The sequence below is a fragment of the Kitasatospora sp. NEAU-CNBT7 genome (assembly GCF_057220535.1).
Genome location: NZ_JBXQQB010000013.1, coordinates 49,350 through 63,913, shown reverse-complemented (window position 1 = coordinate 63,913; position 14,564 = coordinate 49,350). Strand labels below are relative to the sequence as shown.

Sequence of the window (14,564 nt, the reverse complement as noted above, 5' to 3'; positions counted from 1 at the left end):
AGCCGGTATGACTGTCACCGAAACCGATCAGCTCAGCTTCTCCCGTACCGTCAACCGTACGCTGGTGCACCGTGACTCGATCGGCGAGGTGTTCCTCACCGACCTCCGCTCCACCGGCGAGGACAGCTACGCCGTCGCGGCCATGCTGCCCCGCTCGCACGCCTACTACGGCGACCACCTGCTGCGGCCCGGCCGCTACGACCCGGTCCTGCTGCTGGAGGCCGGCCGGCAGGCCTGCCTGGCCGGCGCGCACGCCTTCTACGACGTGCCGCTGACCGACAAGTTCATCCTCACCTTCCTGCGGATCAGCCTGATCCGGCCGCAGCTGCTGGTCGTCGGCAGCCGGCCGCTGCGGGTGACGATGAAGGCGACCGTCACCGACCGCCGCCTGCGCGAGGGCCGGATCACCGGGCTGGACACCAGCATCGAGCTGTCGGTCGACGGCACGGTGATCGGCTGGACCGGCGTCGGGCTGCGCTTCCGCGACCCGTCCGCCTACGCCGACCTGCGGGCCAAGAACCGGGACGGCCGCCCGCTGCCCAGCACCGCCGAACTGCCGGTCGCCCCCGCCCGCAGCCTCACCGACCCGTACCTGGTCGGCCGGGCGGCCGCCGCCAACGTGATCCTCTCCGACGCGGTCAGCGGTGACGGCGTCGCGCGGGCCGCCCTGCACGTCCCGCCGGAGCACCCGAGCCTGTTCGACCACGCCCAGGACCACCTGCCCGGCATGGTGCTGACCGAGGCCGCCCGCCAGCTCGCGGTGTTCGCCGCGATGGAGGCCCGCGGACTGTCCCCGGCCAAGGTGTACCCGACCGAACTGTTCGTCACCATGACCCGGTTCGGGGAGCTGGAACCGGCCACCGTGCTGACCGCCAAGGTCTGCGAACCGCAGACCGGCGCCCAGGAGCAGCCCGGCACCTTCTACACCCAGGGCGGCCCGTTGCACCTGCCGGAGCCCGACGAGCCCGCCCTGCGGGTGCCGGTCACCGTGACGGCGGCCCAGGACGGCGCCGAGCTGGCGACCTTCGCGATCACGCTGGCCACGGTCACCCAGTAGGCGCGGGCCCGCCCCCGACCCCGAACCAGCCCCGACCACCCATGAGGAGGACCCGTGCGCGCGGCATTCTTCGACGTCGACGAGACGCTGATCCACCCCAAGTCGATGTTCAGCTTCCTGGAGTTCTACCTGTGGTGGCGCGGCCGGCCCGAGGAGACGTACCAGCGCCTCGCCGGTGAGCTGCGGGCGGCCGCCGCCCAGGGCGTCCCCCGGCAGGAGATCAACCGCCGCTACTACCGCTACTACGCCGGCGAGAGCGCCGAACGCCTCACCGCGGCCGGCGAGGCCTGGTTCGCCCGCGAGGTCGAGCGCGGCCTGTTCGTCCCGCGCACCGTCGCGGAGTTCGCCCTGCGACGCGGCGCGGGCGCCCGGACCGTCCTGGTCTCCGGCTCGTTCTTCGCACCACTGCAGCCCATCGCCGCCCAGCTGCAGGCCGACTGGACGTTCTGCACCCGGCCGGTGATCCGCCGCGGCGAACTCACCGGCGAGGTCACCGTCCCGGTGATCGGCGAGGTCAAGGGCCGGATCGCCCGGCACGCCGGCACCATCCTCGGCATCGACCTGGCCGCGTCCTGCGCCTACGGCGACCACGCCAGCGACCTGCCACTGCTGGAGGCCGTCGGCCACCCCGTGGTGGTCGGCGACGACCCGGTGCTCACCGCCCGCGCGGAGGCCGCCAACTGGCGCCGGCTCTCCATCACCGAAGTGCCGGCCGGCTGAACCGGCCGCCGTCAGGAGGAACCATGAGCATCGGCATCGTCGGCACCGGCTCGTACCTGCCCGAGACCGTCATCGGCAACGACGAGATCGCCGGGCCCGCCGGGGTCACCCCGCAGTGGATCACCGACAAGACCGGCATCAGGGAGCGGCGGCGCGCCGCCCCGGGCGAGGCCACCTCGGACCTCGCCGCCGAGGCCGGCCGCCGGGCCCTCGCCCAGGCCGGCATCCGCGCCGAACAGCTGTCCTTCATCATCGTCGCCACCTCGACCCCGGACCACCCGCAGCCCGCCACCGCCGGCATCGTCCAGCACCTGCTCGGCGCCCGCAACGCGGCCGCCTTCGACCTCAACTCGGTCTGCTCCGGCTTCACCTTCGCCCTCGGCGTCGCCGAAGGACTGCTCGACCGCCGCGACCCCCACCGGGTACCGCACGGCCTGGTCATCGGCGCCGACGTCTACTCGCGGATCCTGGACTACACCGACCGGCGCACCTGCGCCCTGTTCGGCGACGGCGCCGGCGCGGTGGTCCTCGGCCCGGTCGCGCCCGAACTGGGTTTCGTCGACACCGAACTGACCACCCGCGGCGACGCCCACGGCCTGATCGGCGTCGCCGCCGGCGGCAGCCGCAGCCCCGCCTCCGCGCAGACCCTGGCCGAGGGCGGCCACTACTTCCGGATGGACGGACGCGGCGTCCGGCAGTTCGTCCACGCGGAACTCCCCGAGGCCGTCGCCGCCCTGCTGCGCCGCTGCGGCACCCCGCCGGAGACCGTCCGGCACGTCGTACCGCACCAGGCCAACGGCGCCATGCTGGCCGACCTGTGGCCCAGCCTCGGCCTGCCCAGGGCCGAACTCCACCTGACCGTCGAACGCTACGGCAACACCGGCGCCGCCTCCGTCCCGATCACGCTGGACCACGCCCACCGGGCCGGCCGGCTGCGCACCGGCGACACCGTCCTGCTGACCGCCTTCGGCGGCGGCATGAGCGTCGGCACCACGCTGCTGCGCTGGGCCGCGGCACCCGTCCCGGGGCCGCAGGCCGTCCCGCAGCTGACCGGCGCGCACGCCTGACGCCGGTCGCACCCCCGAACCGCCGCTCCCGCAGCGGCACCACCCACCCCTGAAGAGGAGAACCCCGATGAAACTCCGTACCGCACTGCTCCCGGGCGCGCTGCTTCCGAGTGCGCTGGCCGCCGCCCTGCTGCTCGCCGCGCCCGCCGCCACGGCGGCCCCGCTGCGCCCCGGGCAGACCGAGCCGAGCCGCGGCGACCACGGTGTGGCGTACCTGGTGATCGACTCGTTCGAGAACATCCCGGCGGCCGGCCGGGCGGCCTTCCTGGCCGCCGCCCAGCAGGACGGCTACGACTCGCTGAAGCACGAGCGCGGCACCCAGAGCTTCCACGTGGTGCCCGACCCCGGGAACCCGTCCCGGCTGGTGGTCGCGATGACCTTCGCCAACCGCAGAGCGTTCGAGGCCCACGAGCACGGCCGGTACGAGCACAGACTGCGCGCGCTCGCCGCCCGGGACCACGTCACCGGTCCGAACCGGACCATCAGCGGCACCTCCCGCCCGCTGGAGATGAACGGCAGCCGGGCCGACTCGCGCGGCGACGCGGGCGTGGTCTTCACCGTCGTCGCGGAGTTCGACAACGTGCAGCCGCAGTTCCGGGACGAGTTCATCGCGATGGCCCAGACCGACGGCTACCGGTCGCTGACCGAGGAGCCGGGCACGCTGGGGTACCACTTCGTGCCCGACCCCAAGGACCCGACCCGGGTGGTCTTCCTGGAGACCTTCACCGACCAGGCCGCCTTCGACGCGCACAAGAACGGTCCGGCGGCCACCGACTTCCTGGCCCTGGTCGCGCGTGCCCACATCACCGGGCCGAGCTTCTTCGTCACCAACCGCGCCGACGGCTTCTCGGCCCCGGGCGGTGTCTCGGTGCCGAACCAGGACGGCTGATAACATCTAACCGATGAACTGCATCTGATTGGCGCTGGTCATCCGAGTGCAGATGAATGTAAGAGGTCTGAGAGGTGCTCCAAGCATGAGGCTTCCGATCGAGCGCCGGCTGGGTCACCATCTGAAGCGCGCCGAGCAGGAACTGATCGCCGCGAAGCATGCTGCCCTCAGGCCGTTCAACCTCAACCCGGCCCAGTACACCGTCATGCTGGCCATCTTCGAGGAGCCCGGACTGTCCGGCGCGGCGCTGGCCCGCCGCTGCCTGGTCACCCCGCAGACGATGTCCTCCGTGCTGAACACCCTGGAGGGCCGCGGACTGGTGGAGCGCAAGCCCCACCCGGTCCACCTCCACATCCTGGAGGCCAGGCTCACCAGGAGCGGCCGCGCGCTGCTCAGCAAGGCCGACGAGGAGGCCGTCGCCGTCGAGGAGTCCATCGCGGCGGAGTTCGACGACGAGGAGCGCGAGCAGCTGCTGAAGTTCCTCGAACGCTGGTCCGCCGTCCTCAACCGGTAGGCCCGCCCGGCAGGTCCGCCCGGCAGGTCCGGGAGCGGCCGACGCCCCGCCCGCACCCGAGCGCCCCCGCGCCCGGTGCGGCCGGGGCGTCGGCGTGCCCGGCCCCGAGCGGGTGTCAGAGCGCCTGCCAGGCGGGCTTGGCCGCGTAGGTGTCGCGGTAGTACCCGGCCAGCTTGAGGCCGGAGGCGGCGGCCTCGTCGACCACCACGGTGGCGTGCGGGTGCAGTTGCAGTGCGGAGGCGGGCACCACGGCGGCCAGCGGGCCCTCGACGGCGAGCGCGACGGCCTCCGCCTTGGCCTCGCCGGTGGCCAGCAGCACCAGGTGGCGGGCCTCCAGGATGGTCCCGATGCCCTGGGTGATGACGTGGTGCGGCACCTCCTCGAGGCTGTCGAAGAAGCGGGCGTTGTCCTCCCGGGTCTGCCGGGTCAGGGTCTTGATGCGGGTCCGGGAGGCGAGCGAGGAGCACGGCTCGTTGAAGCCGATGTGGCCGTCGGTGCCGATGCCCAGCAGCTGGAGGTCGACGCCGCCGGCCGCGGCCAGCTCCCGGTCGTAGGCGGTGGCGGCCGCGGCGATGTCCTCGGCGTTGCCGTCCGGGCCGAGGAAGGAGTCCTCGGTGAGGCCGAGCGGCTCGACCACCTCGCGCAGCACCACCGAGCGGTAGGACTCGGGGTGGCCGGCCGGCAGGCCGACGTACTCGTCCAGCTGGCAGATCCGGGCCCGGGAGGCGTCCAGCGCGCCGCTGCGGACCCGGGCGGAGAGTGCCTGGTAGATCGGCAGCGGGGTCGAGCCGGTGGCGACGCCGAGCAGCGCGTCGGGCTTGACGGACAGCAGATCGGCGATCGCCGCGGCGATGAGCTCGCCGCCGGCGGCGGCGTCGGGGACGATCACGATTTCCATACTGGTCCACCGTTTCTGGAACGATTTAGAGGTCTAGACCAGTCTGCCGTGAAGACACCCCTCAGGTCCACCCGGTCCGGCACCCGGAACGCGCCCGCCCCCGCGCCGGCCACCGGCCGCTCACCGCCCCGGCAGCCGCAGCGCGGCCGTGGGGTCGCCCAGGACCACCGTCGCCGCCCGGTCGTAGGCGGTCACCTTGCTGTACAGCGCCAGGTCCAGCGCGGTCCTGGCGGCCTCCCGGACACTGGTGCCGTACGCGCCCGCCGCCCGCGCGTACTGCAGCAGCAGACTGCCGACCGGCTCGTAGTACGGCGCCATCGCCAGCCCCACCGGCAGGCCCAGGCAGAGCCCGCGGTACAGCGCGGCCTCGACCAGCTGGGAGGTGAGCCGCTGCCGGTTGGGCGGGAACGCCATGGTCCAGTCGAAGGCCGGCTCGACCTGCCCGACGAACGCCCGGGCCGGCCGCTCGGCACCCAGCAGCGCCCGCGGCAGCGGGGCGACGGCCGCGCCCGCCCCCGCGACCCCGTCCAGCGTCCGGTCCACCGGCGACCCCGGCTCGAACAGGCCGTGGTACGCACTCGGACTGTCCGACCCGGCCGAACAGCAGGCCCGCGCCACCCACACCACGCCGTCCGGCTGCCACCCGGCGAGCAGGTCCTGCGGCCGCACCGGCGTACGGTCCTGGCCGACCGGCAGCCCGAGGCCCGCGCGCAGCCGCACCGGGTCCTCCACCGGGCCGGTCAGACCGTGGCTGGTGGTCACGGCCAGCGCCGGACGGGCCGAGGCCAGCGCCTCGCCCAGCGCCGCGCCGTCCGCACCGGTGGCCGACCCGTCGACGAACACCGCCGCCGGCATGTCCGGGTCCGCCGCCAGCAGCGCGTACAGCGGCGCACCGACCGCGTCCCGCATCAGCGTGGTGATGTCCTGCGGACCCTCGCCCAGGTCGACCGACCAGACCACCGGCGCCTCGTAGCGCACCGCCGAGCCGGACCACCCGTCGAGCAGCGCCTCGACGTACCGCGCCAGCGCCTCCCCGGTCAGATCGAGCCGCCCGACGTGCCGCACCGGGTTGAGCGCGTACTGCACCTGCCACGGGATCTGCTCGGGCGTGCCGTGGATCAGCAGGTACATCGGGAGTTCCAGCGGGCCGGAGCCGGCCGGCGAGGCCGCGGTCAGCAGATCGCCGCCGCCGGCCAGGTCGCGCAGCGTCCAGTCGGCGTACCCGCTGCCCGCCCGGTACCGCAGCACCCGCCCCCGCCGGGCCGCCACCAGCCGGCGCAGCGGCGGCTCGGCGTCCTCGGCCCGGGCCAGCGCGTCCGGGTCGAGCCCGGGGGAGTCCGGCAGCACCAGACCCCAGCCGACCCTCGGGTCGCTCCAGTCGGCCGGGTCGGGCGCGGACGGCACCAGCCGCCGCGCCGCCCCCACCTCGACCGAGGTCAGCGCCCACCTGCCGTACGCCTGCGCCAGCGGACCGGCCACCGGCCCGGTGCCGGAGAAGGCGTCCGTCACGGTGTCGGCACCCGGCACCGGACCGGCCGCCGGGCCGCTCACCGGTGCTCCAGCAGCCCGGCCAGCTCGCCGAGCCGCTGCTCGGCCTCGGCGCGCAGGGCCGGCGGGGCGCTGGGCGGCAGCTGGGCCAGCAGGCCCTGGAGCGCCTCGATCTCCTTGCGGGCCGCCCGCAGCGTCGGCGGCCCGCCGTCCCCGTCACCGCCGTCACCGGTGTCGGCAGTCGGCGGCCGGCCGCCCGGCCGGGCCGGGCCCTGGCCGTGGGGATGGCGCAGATACACCGCGGGCAGGGTCCACTCCTTGGTCGAGGCAGCGGCCTGGCTCAGCGTCATGTCCGTGTGCTTGTGCGCCAGCCTGGTCCGCGCCGCGACCAGCAGCATCGCCCAGTCGACCGGCTCGGCGGCCTCCGGGCCGGCCCCGGACCCGGCGCGGTCCGCGAGCTCGGCCAGCAGCCGCCGGTAGAACGCCCGGGTGAACAGGTTCGCGTCGTCACCGGGCACCGACTCGCGCATCGCGACCACCGCGGGCAGCCCGCCCTCGTACACCAGCCGCAGCGCCAGCGACTGCATGCTGTCCGGGCCCTCGCCGACCGCGGCCCCCTCGCAGCAGTTCAGCACGGTCAGCCACGGCGGGTCGCCCGCGCCTTCGACGAAGTCACGGAACTCCCGCGCCTCGACGTTCAGGCTGTGGTCCGCCCGGCCGGTGTCCCAGTCCGTCCCGAACGCCAGCTGCAGGTGCGGGCCGCCCTGCACCGAGCCGTGGCAGAAGAAGTGCAGCAGGTGCGGCCGGAAACCGCTGATCAGCTGCTGCAGATCGGCCAGGTCCTCGGGCACCAGCTCCACCCGCACCCCGTCCCCCTCGTCGAGCACCTGCTCGTACAGATCCTTCTCGCTCACCACCACCAGCAGCTCCACCGGCACCCCGGGAGCCGCCGCGACCGCGTCCCGCAGCGCCTGCCACTCGTCGGCCGCCGGGATCCCGAGGCAGGACAGCACCGCGGCGATCCGCACCGGCGGCTCCAGGTACCAGTACGGCTCCCGCACGATCGGGCTGTTGACGATCCGTCCGAGCGACCACCGCTCGTCCAGCCCCAGGAACTCCCCGGACGGCGCACAGAGCGTCTCCCACGGCAGCGCCTCCACCTCGGCGCCGGTGGCCAGCTCCACGAAGACCGGACAGCGGTCCGGCGGCTGGGTGTTCAGCGCCACCGGCAGCTGGCTCGCCACCCCCGGATGCCGCATCACCTCCTCGAACAGGAACCGCCCGGCCGTCCGGGTGACCCCGTCGATCGGCAGCCGGGTGTCGCGCAGCACCGCCAGCGGCTGCTCGTCCCCGGTGCACTGGAACGGGTGCGCGGGGACGCCGAACACCGGCGGCTCCGACAGCGAGATCTGTACGTGGGTCAGGTTGTCGAGCCCGACCGAACCCGAGAGCTGGAAGATCAGTCGACTCATGGCGCACCTCCGGGGCGGCCGTCGAGGTGCCGGCGGACGTGCTTCTCGAGGAGCGAGGAGACCGAACGCAGCGCGGCGGCCGCGTCCGGGTCCACCTCGGCCGCATCGGGGGAGTCGGGCATCCACTCGGACTGCTGCGCCTCCAGGTAGCGGGTCCCGGAGGCCACCCAGGAAGGGGTGCGGTCACCGGTCAGGGCGTCCTGGGTGGCGCCGCCGATCAGCGTCGAACGCCGGTCCGGGGTGAGCAGCATGGCCGCCGTCCCCGGGGACTCGGCGAACTGGGGATGGGCCCAGCAGACCAGGCCCGGCATGGCCGCCGCGGGCGGGTCGGTGGCGCCCAGCACCATACCGACGGCCGCGCCCAACTGCCGCAGGTCCGGGTCGAGATCGAGGTCGTCGACCAGGACGACGCCCGGGCGCACCGCCGCGACCGCGTCGGCCAGCTCCCGCAGCGCTGCGCCGGAACGGATCCCCGGCACCGCGTTCAGCACCAGGCCCCAGGCGCCGACCTGGGCGAGCAGCGTGCTGAGCTGGGCACTGCCGACGAACGGCGACGGGGCCCGCTGCGGACCGCGCAGCGGGGTGCCGGCGATGGCCAGGGCGCCCCGGCCGTTGGAGAGCCGGCCGTCGGTGACGAACTGGACCACGTCCAGGGCCTGGCGCTGCAGCGCGTCGCGGATCCAGCGCAGCCACGGGTCGAGCACCCGGCCCGGCTCCTCGGCGCGGCTGAGGCTGTCGGGGGAGGGCGCGCAGCGGGCCGCGTCGTGCGGATCGTGCACCACCAGGAAGGGCGTCATGCCGCTGGCCCAGCGCGCCACCTCGCGGTGGCCGGCCAGGTCGGTGAACAGGTGCGCCCGGACGTGGCGCCCGGAGTGCTCGATCCACATCCCGGTGAGCTGTTCGAGGACGGCGGCGGTGGCCGCGGCGGTGCCCGCCGACCGGGACCCGGCGCAGAGCGCCACCTCGAGGGTGTCGGACGGGGACTGCGCGCGGACGGTGTGGTTCGGCAGCCGGACCACGGGACGGCCCAGCGGGGCGAGCAACTCCTCCCAGGGGACCAGGTGGAGGTAGCCGCGCGGGTTGGCGAGCTCCAGCCAGAGGGCGTTCGACGGCGGCCCGGGCGACGGCCCGAGGCCGTCGGCGGCGACCGCCAGGGCCTTCACCAGCTCGGTGGGGATCCGGAACCGGTGGTCCGGGAGCTGGTCGCGGGCGGACAGCCGTTCCGGCAGCCCGAGTTGGCCGATGGTGCAGCCGGCCACCCGTTCGGGACGCCCGCCGCCCAGGACGGTCTGGAACTCGACGTGCGTCAGGCCGGCCCGGCCCGCGCCCGACAGCCGGATGCGCAGCGTGGGCAGGTCGTACTCGCTGCGGATCTGGACGGCCATCGGCGCTCACCCGTCACCCGTCGACCCCGTACCCATCACCTGGGACAGCAGCGCCCAGGCGGTGGCCGGGTTGGCGACGTCACCGTGCCCGGAGATCACCCCGTCCGCCCTGACGGCCACGATCCGGGGACCCGGGCCCAGCGGGTACCGCTCCGGCGGCTCCCGGGGGTCGACGGTGACGCTCTCCCCGTCGACGCCCTGCGGGCCGTACCCGCCGAGCGCGGCGTAGCGGGACGGCGGCGCACCGGCGATCACCACCTCGCCGAGGTCGGAGGGCCGCCGGACGGCCAGGTGGAAGACCTCGGTCAGCGGCACGTCATGGCGGCTGAAGGTGGTCAGCACCGGCTGCACCGAGCGCTCCGGTGCGGGCCGGTAGCCGCCGGGCCGTCCGGTGCCGTCGACGTCCGGTGCGAAGCACAGGGCGGACAGGGCGGGCTGGAGCAGCAGCACCGACTCGACCCTCCGGCCGGGCGCGGGCCCGTCGCACAGCGCCGAGAGCACCACCTTGGCGCCGTACGAGTGCCCGACCAGGTGGATCCGGGCGCCGGACGGGGCGTCGAGCAGGGAGCGCAGCAGCAGCGCCACCCCGTGGCCGCCGACCCGGCCGGCCCGGTCCTTCATCAGCAGCACGGTCGCCAGCCGGACGATCTGCCGCGGGTCGAACCGGGCGGCGAACGCCCCGGGCCCGCCCGCGGTGCCGGGCGCCGCGGAGGCGTCCGGCCCGTCGTCCGCGATGAAGCCGCCGGGGCGCGGCGGCGGGCCGCCCGCGGGGCGTTCGGGCGGCAGCCCGCTCCAGGTGCGGACCAGATCCTCGGGTGCGGGCGGTGTCGGGCCGCCCGGGTGCAGTTCGTCCGTGCCGTCCGCCAGCACGGGGGCGAGCAGCCCGGCCAGTTCCAGGGCCTGGTCCCGGTCGATCCCTTCAAGCCCGGCAAGCTCGGTCAGCCGGGCCGCGTCGGACCCGGACAGTTCCTCGGCCAGCGCCGCCGTCGCGGCGGGGCCCGGCGCCGACCCGGCGATCGCGGGTGCCCGCTCACCGGGTGCCACCAGCGCGGTGCTCGGCCAGAACACCCCCGCCAGCAACGGACGGTAGTCGCGGTCCGGCGGGTTCCACCAACGGTGACCGGTCTCCAGGAACCGGGCGATGAAGTCGTCGTAACGCCCGGTGGCGGCCGCCCAGTCGTTGTTCCAGCCGTGCGAGAACAGGAACACGTCGGTGGCGTCGGCGGCGGCCGCCACCACGGCTTCCGCGGTCCGCGGGCCGGTGCAGGCGCCGGACTTGTCGAAGGGCACGAGGTACGCGTCGGCCCCGGTGGCGCTGCCTCCGGTGAGGGTCCGCCAGGGCTTCACCTCGGTTGTGTCCGCCATCGTCGACCACCTCGAAGGGGCTGCGGCGGGGGCCCGGGTCCGGCGGACGGCCGGGCTTCTGCTCCCAGCTTGCGCCGTTCGGGTGAGCGCGGCAATCGGCCGCGGACGGCGGTGACCGGGCGCGACCGGCGGCGGCCGGCGGCGGCCGTGACGGCCGGTGGCCGCCGTCACGGACCGTCACGGGAGGCCGTCACGGTCCGTCACCCGGCCGCGCGGGGCGGGCGGTCGGCCCGGCCCGCGCCGGTCACGGTCAGTGCGGACCGCCGCGCCGGATCGCCTCGGCGTACCAGTGCGCGCTCGCCTTCGGGGTGCGCGCCAGCGTCGGGTAGTCGACGTGGACGATCCCGAACCGCTTCCCGTAGCCGTACGACCATTCGAAGTTGTCCAGCAGCGACCAGAGGTAGTAGCCGCGGACATCGGCACCGCCCTCGACGGCGTCGGCGACCGCCGCCAGGTGCCCGCGCAGGTACGCGATCCGCTCGGGGTCCTGGACGGTGCCGTCCGGGCCGACCACGTCCTCGTAGGCGGCGCCGTTCTCGGTGACCAGCAGCGGCAGACCGTGCTCGCGGTGCAGCGCCAGCAGCAGCTCGGACAGCGCGCCCGGCTCGACCGGCCACCCCATCGCGGTGACCTCGCCCGGCGCGGCGTGGAAGGCGACCCGGTCGGCGCCCGGCCAGGGCGAGTGCTCGCTGACGCCGTGTCCGTCGTGCCGGGCGGACCCGCCGGTGTGCGGCGCCGCCGACACCACGGTCGGGGTGTAGTAGTTCAGCCCGAGCAGGTCGATCGGCCGGGCGATCCGGGCGGGGTCGCCGTCCCGGAGGAACTCCCAGTCGGTCAGGTGCGCGGTGTCGGCGAGCAGGTCCTCGGGGTAGCCGCCGTGCAGCATCGGGCCGGTGAAGATCCGGTTGCCGACCGCGTCGATCCGGCGCGCCGCGTCCAGGTCCTCGGGCCGGGGCTCGAGCGGACGCACCGCGTGCAGGTTGAGCGAGACGGCGATCCGGGCGGCGGCGGGCAGCGCGCCGCGCAGCGCGTCGACGGCGAGGCCGTGCCCGAGGTTGAGGTGGTGGGCGGCGCGCAGCGCGTCGACCGGGTCGGTCCGGCCGGGCGCGTGCACCCCGGAGCCGTAGCCGAGGAAGGCGCTGCACCAGGGCTCGTTCAGGGTGATCCAGGTCGGCACCCGGTCGCCGAGCGCCTCTGCGGCCAAGGCGGCGTACTCGGCGAAGCGGTACGCGGTGTCGCGGACCGGCCAGCCGCCGCGGTCCTCCAGGTGCTGCGGCAGGTCCCAGTGGTAGAGGGTGGCGGCGGGGGTGATGCCGTGGGTGAGCAGTTCGTCGGCGAGCTCCCGGTAGAAGTCCAGGCCGCGCTCGAGGGCGGGGCCGCGGCCGGTGGGCTGGATCCGCGGCCAGGACAGCGAGAAGCGGTACGAGGTGAGGCCGAGGCGGGCCATCAGCCGGACGTCCTCGCGGAAGCGGTGCAGGTGGTCGACGGCACGGTCGCCGGTGTCGCCGTTGACGGTCCGGCCCGGGGTGTGGCTGAAGGTGTCCCAGATCGAGGGGGTCCGGCCGCCCTCGGCGGCGGCGCCCTCGACCTGGTACGCGGCGGTCGCGGCGCCCCAGACGAAACCCGGGGGGAAGCGTCGGCTGTTGACGGTCATGCGGTGGGCTCCTCTGTGGGGTGCGGTGGTGCGTGGGGTCAGCTCTTGACCGCGCCGGCGGTGATCCCGCCGACGATGTGCCTACCCAGCACGGCGAAGACCAGCAGCAGCGGAAGGGTGCCGACCAGGGCGCCGGTCATGATGACGGCCTGGTTGATCTCGTACGCGCTGCCGCCGCCGATGCCGGCCAGGGTCACCTGCACGGTCGGGTTCTGCTGGGTGAGGACCACGAAGGGCCAGAAGAAGTCGTTCCAGGACTGCACGAAGACCAGCATGCCGAGGACGGCCATCGCGGGGCGGGCGATCGGCAGGACCACGTGCCACACGATCCGCAGGCTGTGCGCCCCGTCCACCCGGGCGGCCTCGATCAGCTCGGTCGGGACCGCCTCGGCGAGGAACTGCCGCATGAAGAACACCCCGAACGCGGCCACCAGCGACGGCAGCACCACCGCCTGGAGGTGGTTGCCCCAGCCGAGGCCGGTGACGATCCGGTACAGCGGGATGACGCCGAGCTGCGGCGGGATCGTCATGGTGGCGACCACCAGCGAGAGCAGCGCGCCCCGGCCGCGGAACGCCAGCTTGGCGAAGGCGAACCCGGCCAGGGTGGCGAACAGCACCGTGGACAGCGCGACGCAGCCCGCCACCACGGTCGAGTTGAGCAGTGCGGTGCCCATGTCGGCCTGGTCCCAGACGGTGCGGACGTTGTTCCACAGCTCGCCGCCCGGCACCAGCGGCGGCGGCGACTGGGCGACCCGGTCGCCGGTGGAGGTGGCCGCGACGAAGGTCCAGTACAGCGGGAACAGCGAGACGACCGCGGCGAGGCCGAGCACCAGGTAGGTGACCGGACCGGCCTTGTCCTGGGCGCCGGCGCCGGGGCGCAGACGGCGCCGCAGCGCGCCGGGGGCGGTGGTGGCGGCCATGGTCAGCCCTTCTTCGGTTCGAGGCGGTGGCGGCGGGCGACCAGGTACCGGACGGCGCCGATCAGCAGCAGGAGCAGCAGCATCGTCCAGGCGACCGCCGAGGCGCGGCCCAACTGGCGGCTCGGCCAGCCGAGTTCGTACATGTACAGGCCGAGGGTCTGGAACTGGTGGGCGGAGCCGCCGCTGACCCCGACCCCGCCGCCGAACAGCAGCGGCTCACCGAACAGCTGGGTGGCGCCGATGGTGGAGACCACGACGGTGAACAGGATGGTCGGCCGGATCGACGGCACGGTGATCCGGGTGAACTGCTGCCAGCGGGAGGCGCCGTCCAGCGCGGCGGCCTCGTACAGGTCCTTCGGGACGGCCTGCATCGCGGCCAGGTAGATCAGCGCGTTGTAGCCGGTCCAGCGCCAGGTGACGATGGTCGCGATGGCGATCTGCGAGGGCCAGGTGCCGGCGTACCAGTCGGTGTGCGCCAGCCCGAGCCCCGACAGGCACCAGTTCACCAGCCCGTAGTCGGGGTTGAACAACTGGACGAAGACCAGCGTCGCGGCGGCGATCGAGGTGGCGTACGGCGCCAGCACCGCGACCCGCAGGAAACCGCGGCCGCGCAGCCGGTAGTTGAGCAGGTGGGCGAGGCCCAGCGCCATCAGCAGCTGCGGCACGGTCGAGAGCACACCGATGGTGACGGTGTTGCGCAGCGCGTTCCAGAACTGGTCGGTGGCCCACAGCCGGGTGTAGTTGCCGAACCCGCGCCACTCGGCGACGTCCGGGGTGAGCAGGTCGACCCGGTGCAGCGAGAGCCATCCGGTCCAGACCAGCGGGAAGAGGCCGAACACCGCGAAACACAGGAAGAACGGCGCGATGAAGACGTACGGCGAGGCCTTGAGGTCGAAGCGGTGCAGCCGGGAGCGCCAGGCGGGGCGCCCGGCCGCAGCGACGGGGCCGGGCGGCTCCGGCGGGGGCGGGCTGTCCTCGGCGGGGGCGCGGAGGGTGGAGGCCACGGGGAGTCCTTCTCGGGGTGGCTGCCTCCGACGGGGCGGAGGCGTGCGGGCTGGGGCGTGCGGACCGGAGGCGTTCGGGTGCGCAGGGCGGGGCGCCGGGCCCGGCCGCCCGGAGCGGGGCGACCGGGCCC

The 14,564-nt window shown here is 74.7% G+C and carries 13 protein-coding genes; 5 read left to right on the top strand and 8 right to left on the bottom strand.

Annotated features, from left to right (window positions below):
- Positions 1–7 precede the first annotated feature (7 nt).
- From AC2TEW_RS18840 to AC2TEW_RS18820, 5 genes are all read left to right on the top strand, one after another.
- Positions 8–1,057, top strand: coding sequence for a ScbA/BarX family gamma-butyrolactone biosynthesis protein (locus AC2TEW_RS18840; RefSeq protein WP_484624509.1), 1,050 nt, complete (start codon positions 8–10; stop codon positions 1,055–1,057).
- 54 nt (positions 1,058–1,111) lie between these two features.
- Positions 1,112–1,777, top strand: coding sequence for an HAD family hydrolase (locus AC2TEW_RS18835; RefSeq protein ID WP_484624508.1), 666 nt, complete (start codon positions 1,112–1,114; stop codon positions 1,775–1,777).
- Between the two features lie 23 nt (positions 1,778–1,800).
- The gene (locus tag AC2TEW_RS18830) at positions 1,801–2,844 is read left to right on the top strand and encodes a 3-oxoacyl-ACP synthase III family protein (protein WP_484624507.1); all 1,044 of its coding nucleotides are present in this window, start codon (positions 1,801–1,803) and stop codon (positions 2,842–2,844) included.
- Positions 2,845–2,911: 67 nt separating this feature from the next.
- A complete protein-coding gene (locus tag AC2TEW_RS18825) occupies positions 2,912–3,733 on the top strand; it encodes a putative quinol monooxygenase (RefSeq protein WP_484624506.1) in 822 nt (273 codons plus the stop codon).
- 85 nt (positions 3,734–3,818) lie between these two features.
- Positions 3,819–4,247 (top strand): MarR family winged helix-turn-helix transcriptional regulator, encoded by a 429-nt coding sequence (locus tag AC2TEW_RS18820; RefSeq protein ID WP_033822524.1) that lies wholly within the window; start codon positions 3,819–3,821, stop codon positions 4,245–4,247.
- A 115-nt stretch (positions 4,248–4,362) separates the two neighbouring features.
- Here AC2TEW_RS18820 and AC2TEW_RS18815 read toward each other — a convergent pair whose 3' ends face one another.
- The 8 genes from AC2TEW_RS18815 to AC2TEW_RS18780 all read right to left on the bottom strand — a co-directional run bounded on the left by AC2TEW_RS18815 (position 4,363) and on the right by AC2TEW_RS18780 (position 14,433).
- The gene (locus tag AC2TEW_RS18815) at positions 4,363–5,145 is read right to left on the bottom strand and encodes a glucosamine-6-phosphate deaminase (protein ID WP_484624505.1); all 783 of its coding nucleotides are present in this window, start codon (positions 5,143–5,145) and stop codon (positions 4,363–4,365) included.
- Positions 5,146–5,265: 120 nt separating this feature from the next.
- Positions 5,266–6,696, bottom strand: a complete 1,431-nt coding sequence (locus AC2TEW_RS18810) for a hypothetical protein (RefSeq protein WP_484624504.1) — start codon at positions 6,694–6,696, stop codon at positions 5,266–5,268.
- Complete coding sequence (locus tag AC2TEW_RS18805) at positions 6,693–8,105, bottom strand: CHAT domain-containing protein (protein WP_484624503.1); 1,413 nt, start codon at positions 8,103–8,105, stop codon at positions 6,693–6,695. Before AC2TEW_RS18805 ends, AC2TEW_RS18810 begins: the two co-directional genes overlap by 4 nt.
- Positions 8,102–9,490 (bottom strand): hypothetical protein, encoded by a 1,389-nt coding sequence (locus AC2TEW_RS18800; protein WP_484624502.1) that lies wholly within the window; start codon positions 9,488–9,490, stop codon positions 8,102–8,104. The genes AC2TEW_RS18805 and AC2TEW_RS18800 overlap by 4 nt, the downstream gene beginning before the upstream one ends.
- A gap of 6 nt (positions 9,491–9,496) precedes the next feature.
- A complete protein-coding gene (locus tag AC2TEW_RS18795; protein ID WP_484624501.1) occupies positions 9,497–10,855 on the bottom strand; it encodes an alpha/beta hydrolase family protein in 1,359 nt (452 codons plus the stop codon).
- Positions 10,856–11,105: 250 nt separating this feature from the next.
- Complete coding sequence (locus tag AC2TEW_RS18790) at positions 11,106–12,509, bottom strand: GH1 family beta-glucosidase (protein WP_484624500.1); 1,404 nt, start codon at positions 12,507–12,509, stop codon at positions 11,106–11,108.
- Between the two features lie 38 nt (positions 12,510–12,547).
- A complete protein-coding gene (locus AC2TEW_RS18785; RefSeq protein ID WP_484624499.1) occupies positions 12,548–13,429 on the bottom strand; it encodes a carbohydrate ABC transporter permease in 882 nt (293 codons plus the stop codon).
- A gap of 2 nt (positions 13,430–13,431) precedes the next feature.
- Positions 13,432–14,433, bottom strand: a complete 1,002-nt coding sequence (locus AC2TEW_RS18780; protein ID WP_484624498.1) for a carbohydrate ABC transporter permease — start codon at positions 14,431–14,433, stop codon at positions 13,432–13,434.
- Between the last annotated feature and the right edge of the window lie 131 nt (positions 14,434–14,564).

Coding starts and splice junctions, on each gene's coding strand:
- AC2TEW_RS18830 (WP_484624507.1), top strand. CDS start 1,801: ATGAGCATCGGCATCGTCGGCACCGGCTCGTACCTGCCCGAGACCGTC.
- AC2TEW_RS18815 (WP_484624505.1), bottom strand. CDS start 5,145: ATGGAAATCGTGATCGTCCCCGACGCCGCCGCCGGCGGCGAGCTCATC.
- AC2TEW_RS18805 (WP_484624503.1), bottom strand. CDS start 8,105: ATGAGTCGACTGATCTTCCAGCTCTCGGGTTCGGTCGGGCTCGACAAC.
- AC2TEW_RS18785 (WP_484624499.1), bottom strand. CDS start 13,429: ATGGCCGCCACCACCGCCCCCGGCGCGCTGCGGCGCCGTCTGCGCCCC.
- AC2TEW_RS18790 (WP_484624500.1), bottom strand. CDS start 12,509: ATGACCGTCAACAGCCGACGCTTCCCCCCGGGTTTCGTCTGGGGCGCC.
- AC2TEW_RS18825 (WP_484624506.1), top strand. CDS start 2,912: ATGAAACTCCGTACCGCACTGCTCCCGGGCGCGCTGCTTCCGAGTGCG.
- AC2TEW_RS18820 (WP_033822524.1), top strand. CDS start 3,819: ATGAGGCTTCCGATCGAGCGCCGGCTGGGTCACCATCTGAAGCGCGCC.
- AC2TEW_RS18795 (WP_484624501.1), bottom strand. CDS start 10,855: ATGGCGGACACAACCGAGGTGAAGCCCTGGCGGACCCTCACCGGAGGC.
- AC2TEW_RS18840 (WP_484624509.1), top strand. CDS start 8: ATGACTGTCACCGAAACCGATCAGCTCAGCTTCTCCCGTACCGTCAAC.
- AC2TEW_RS18800 (WP_484624502.1), bottom strand. CDS start 9,490: ATGGCCGTCCAGATCCGCAGCGAGTACGACCTGCCCACGCTGCGCATC.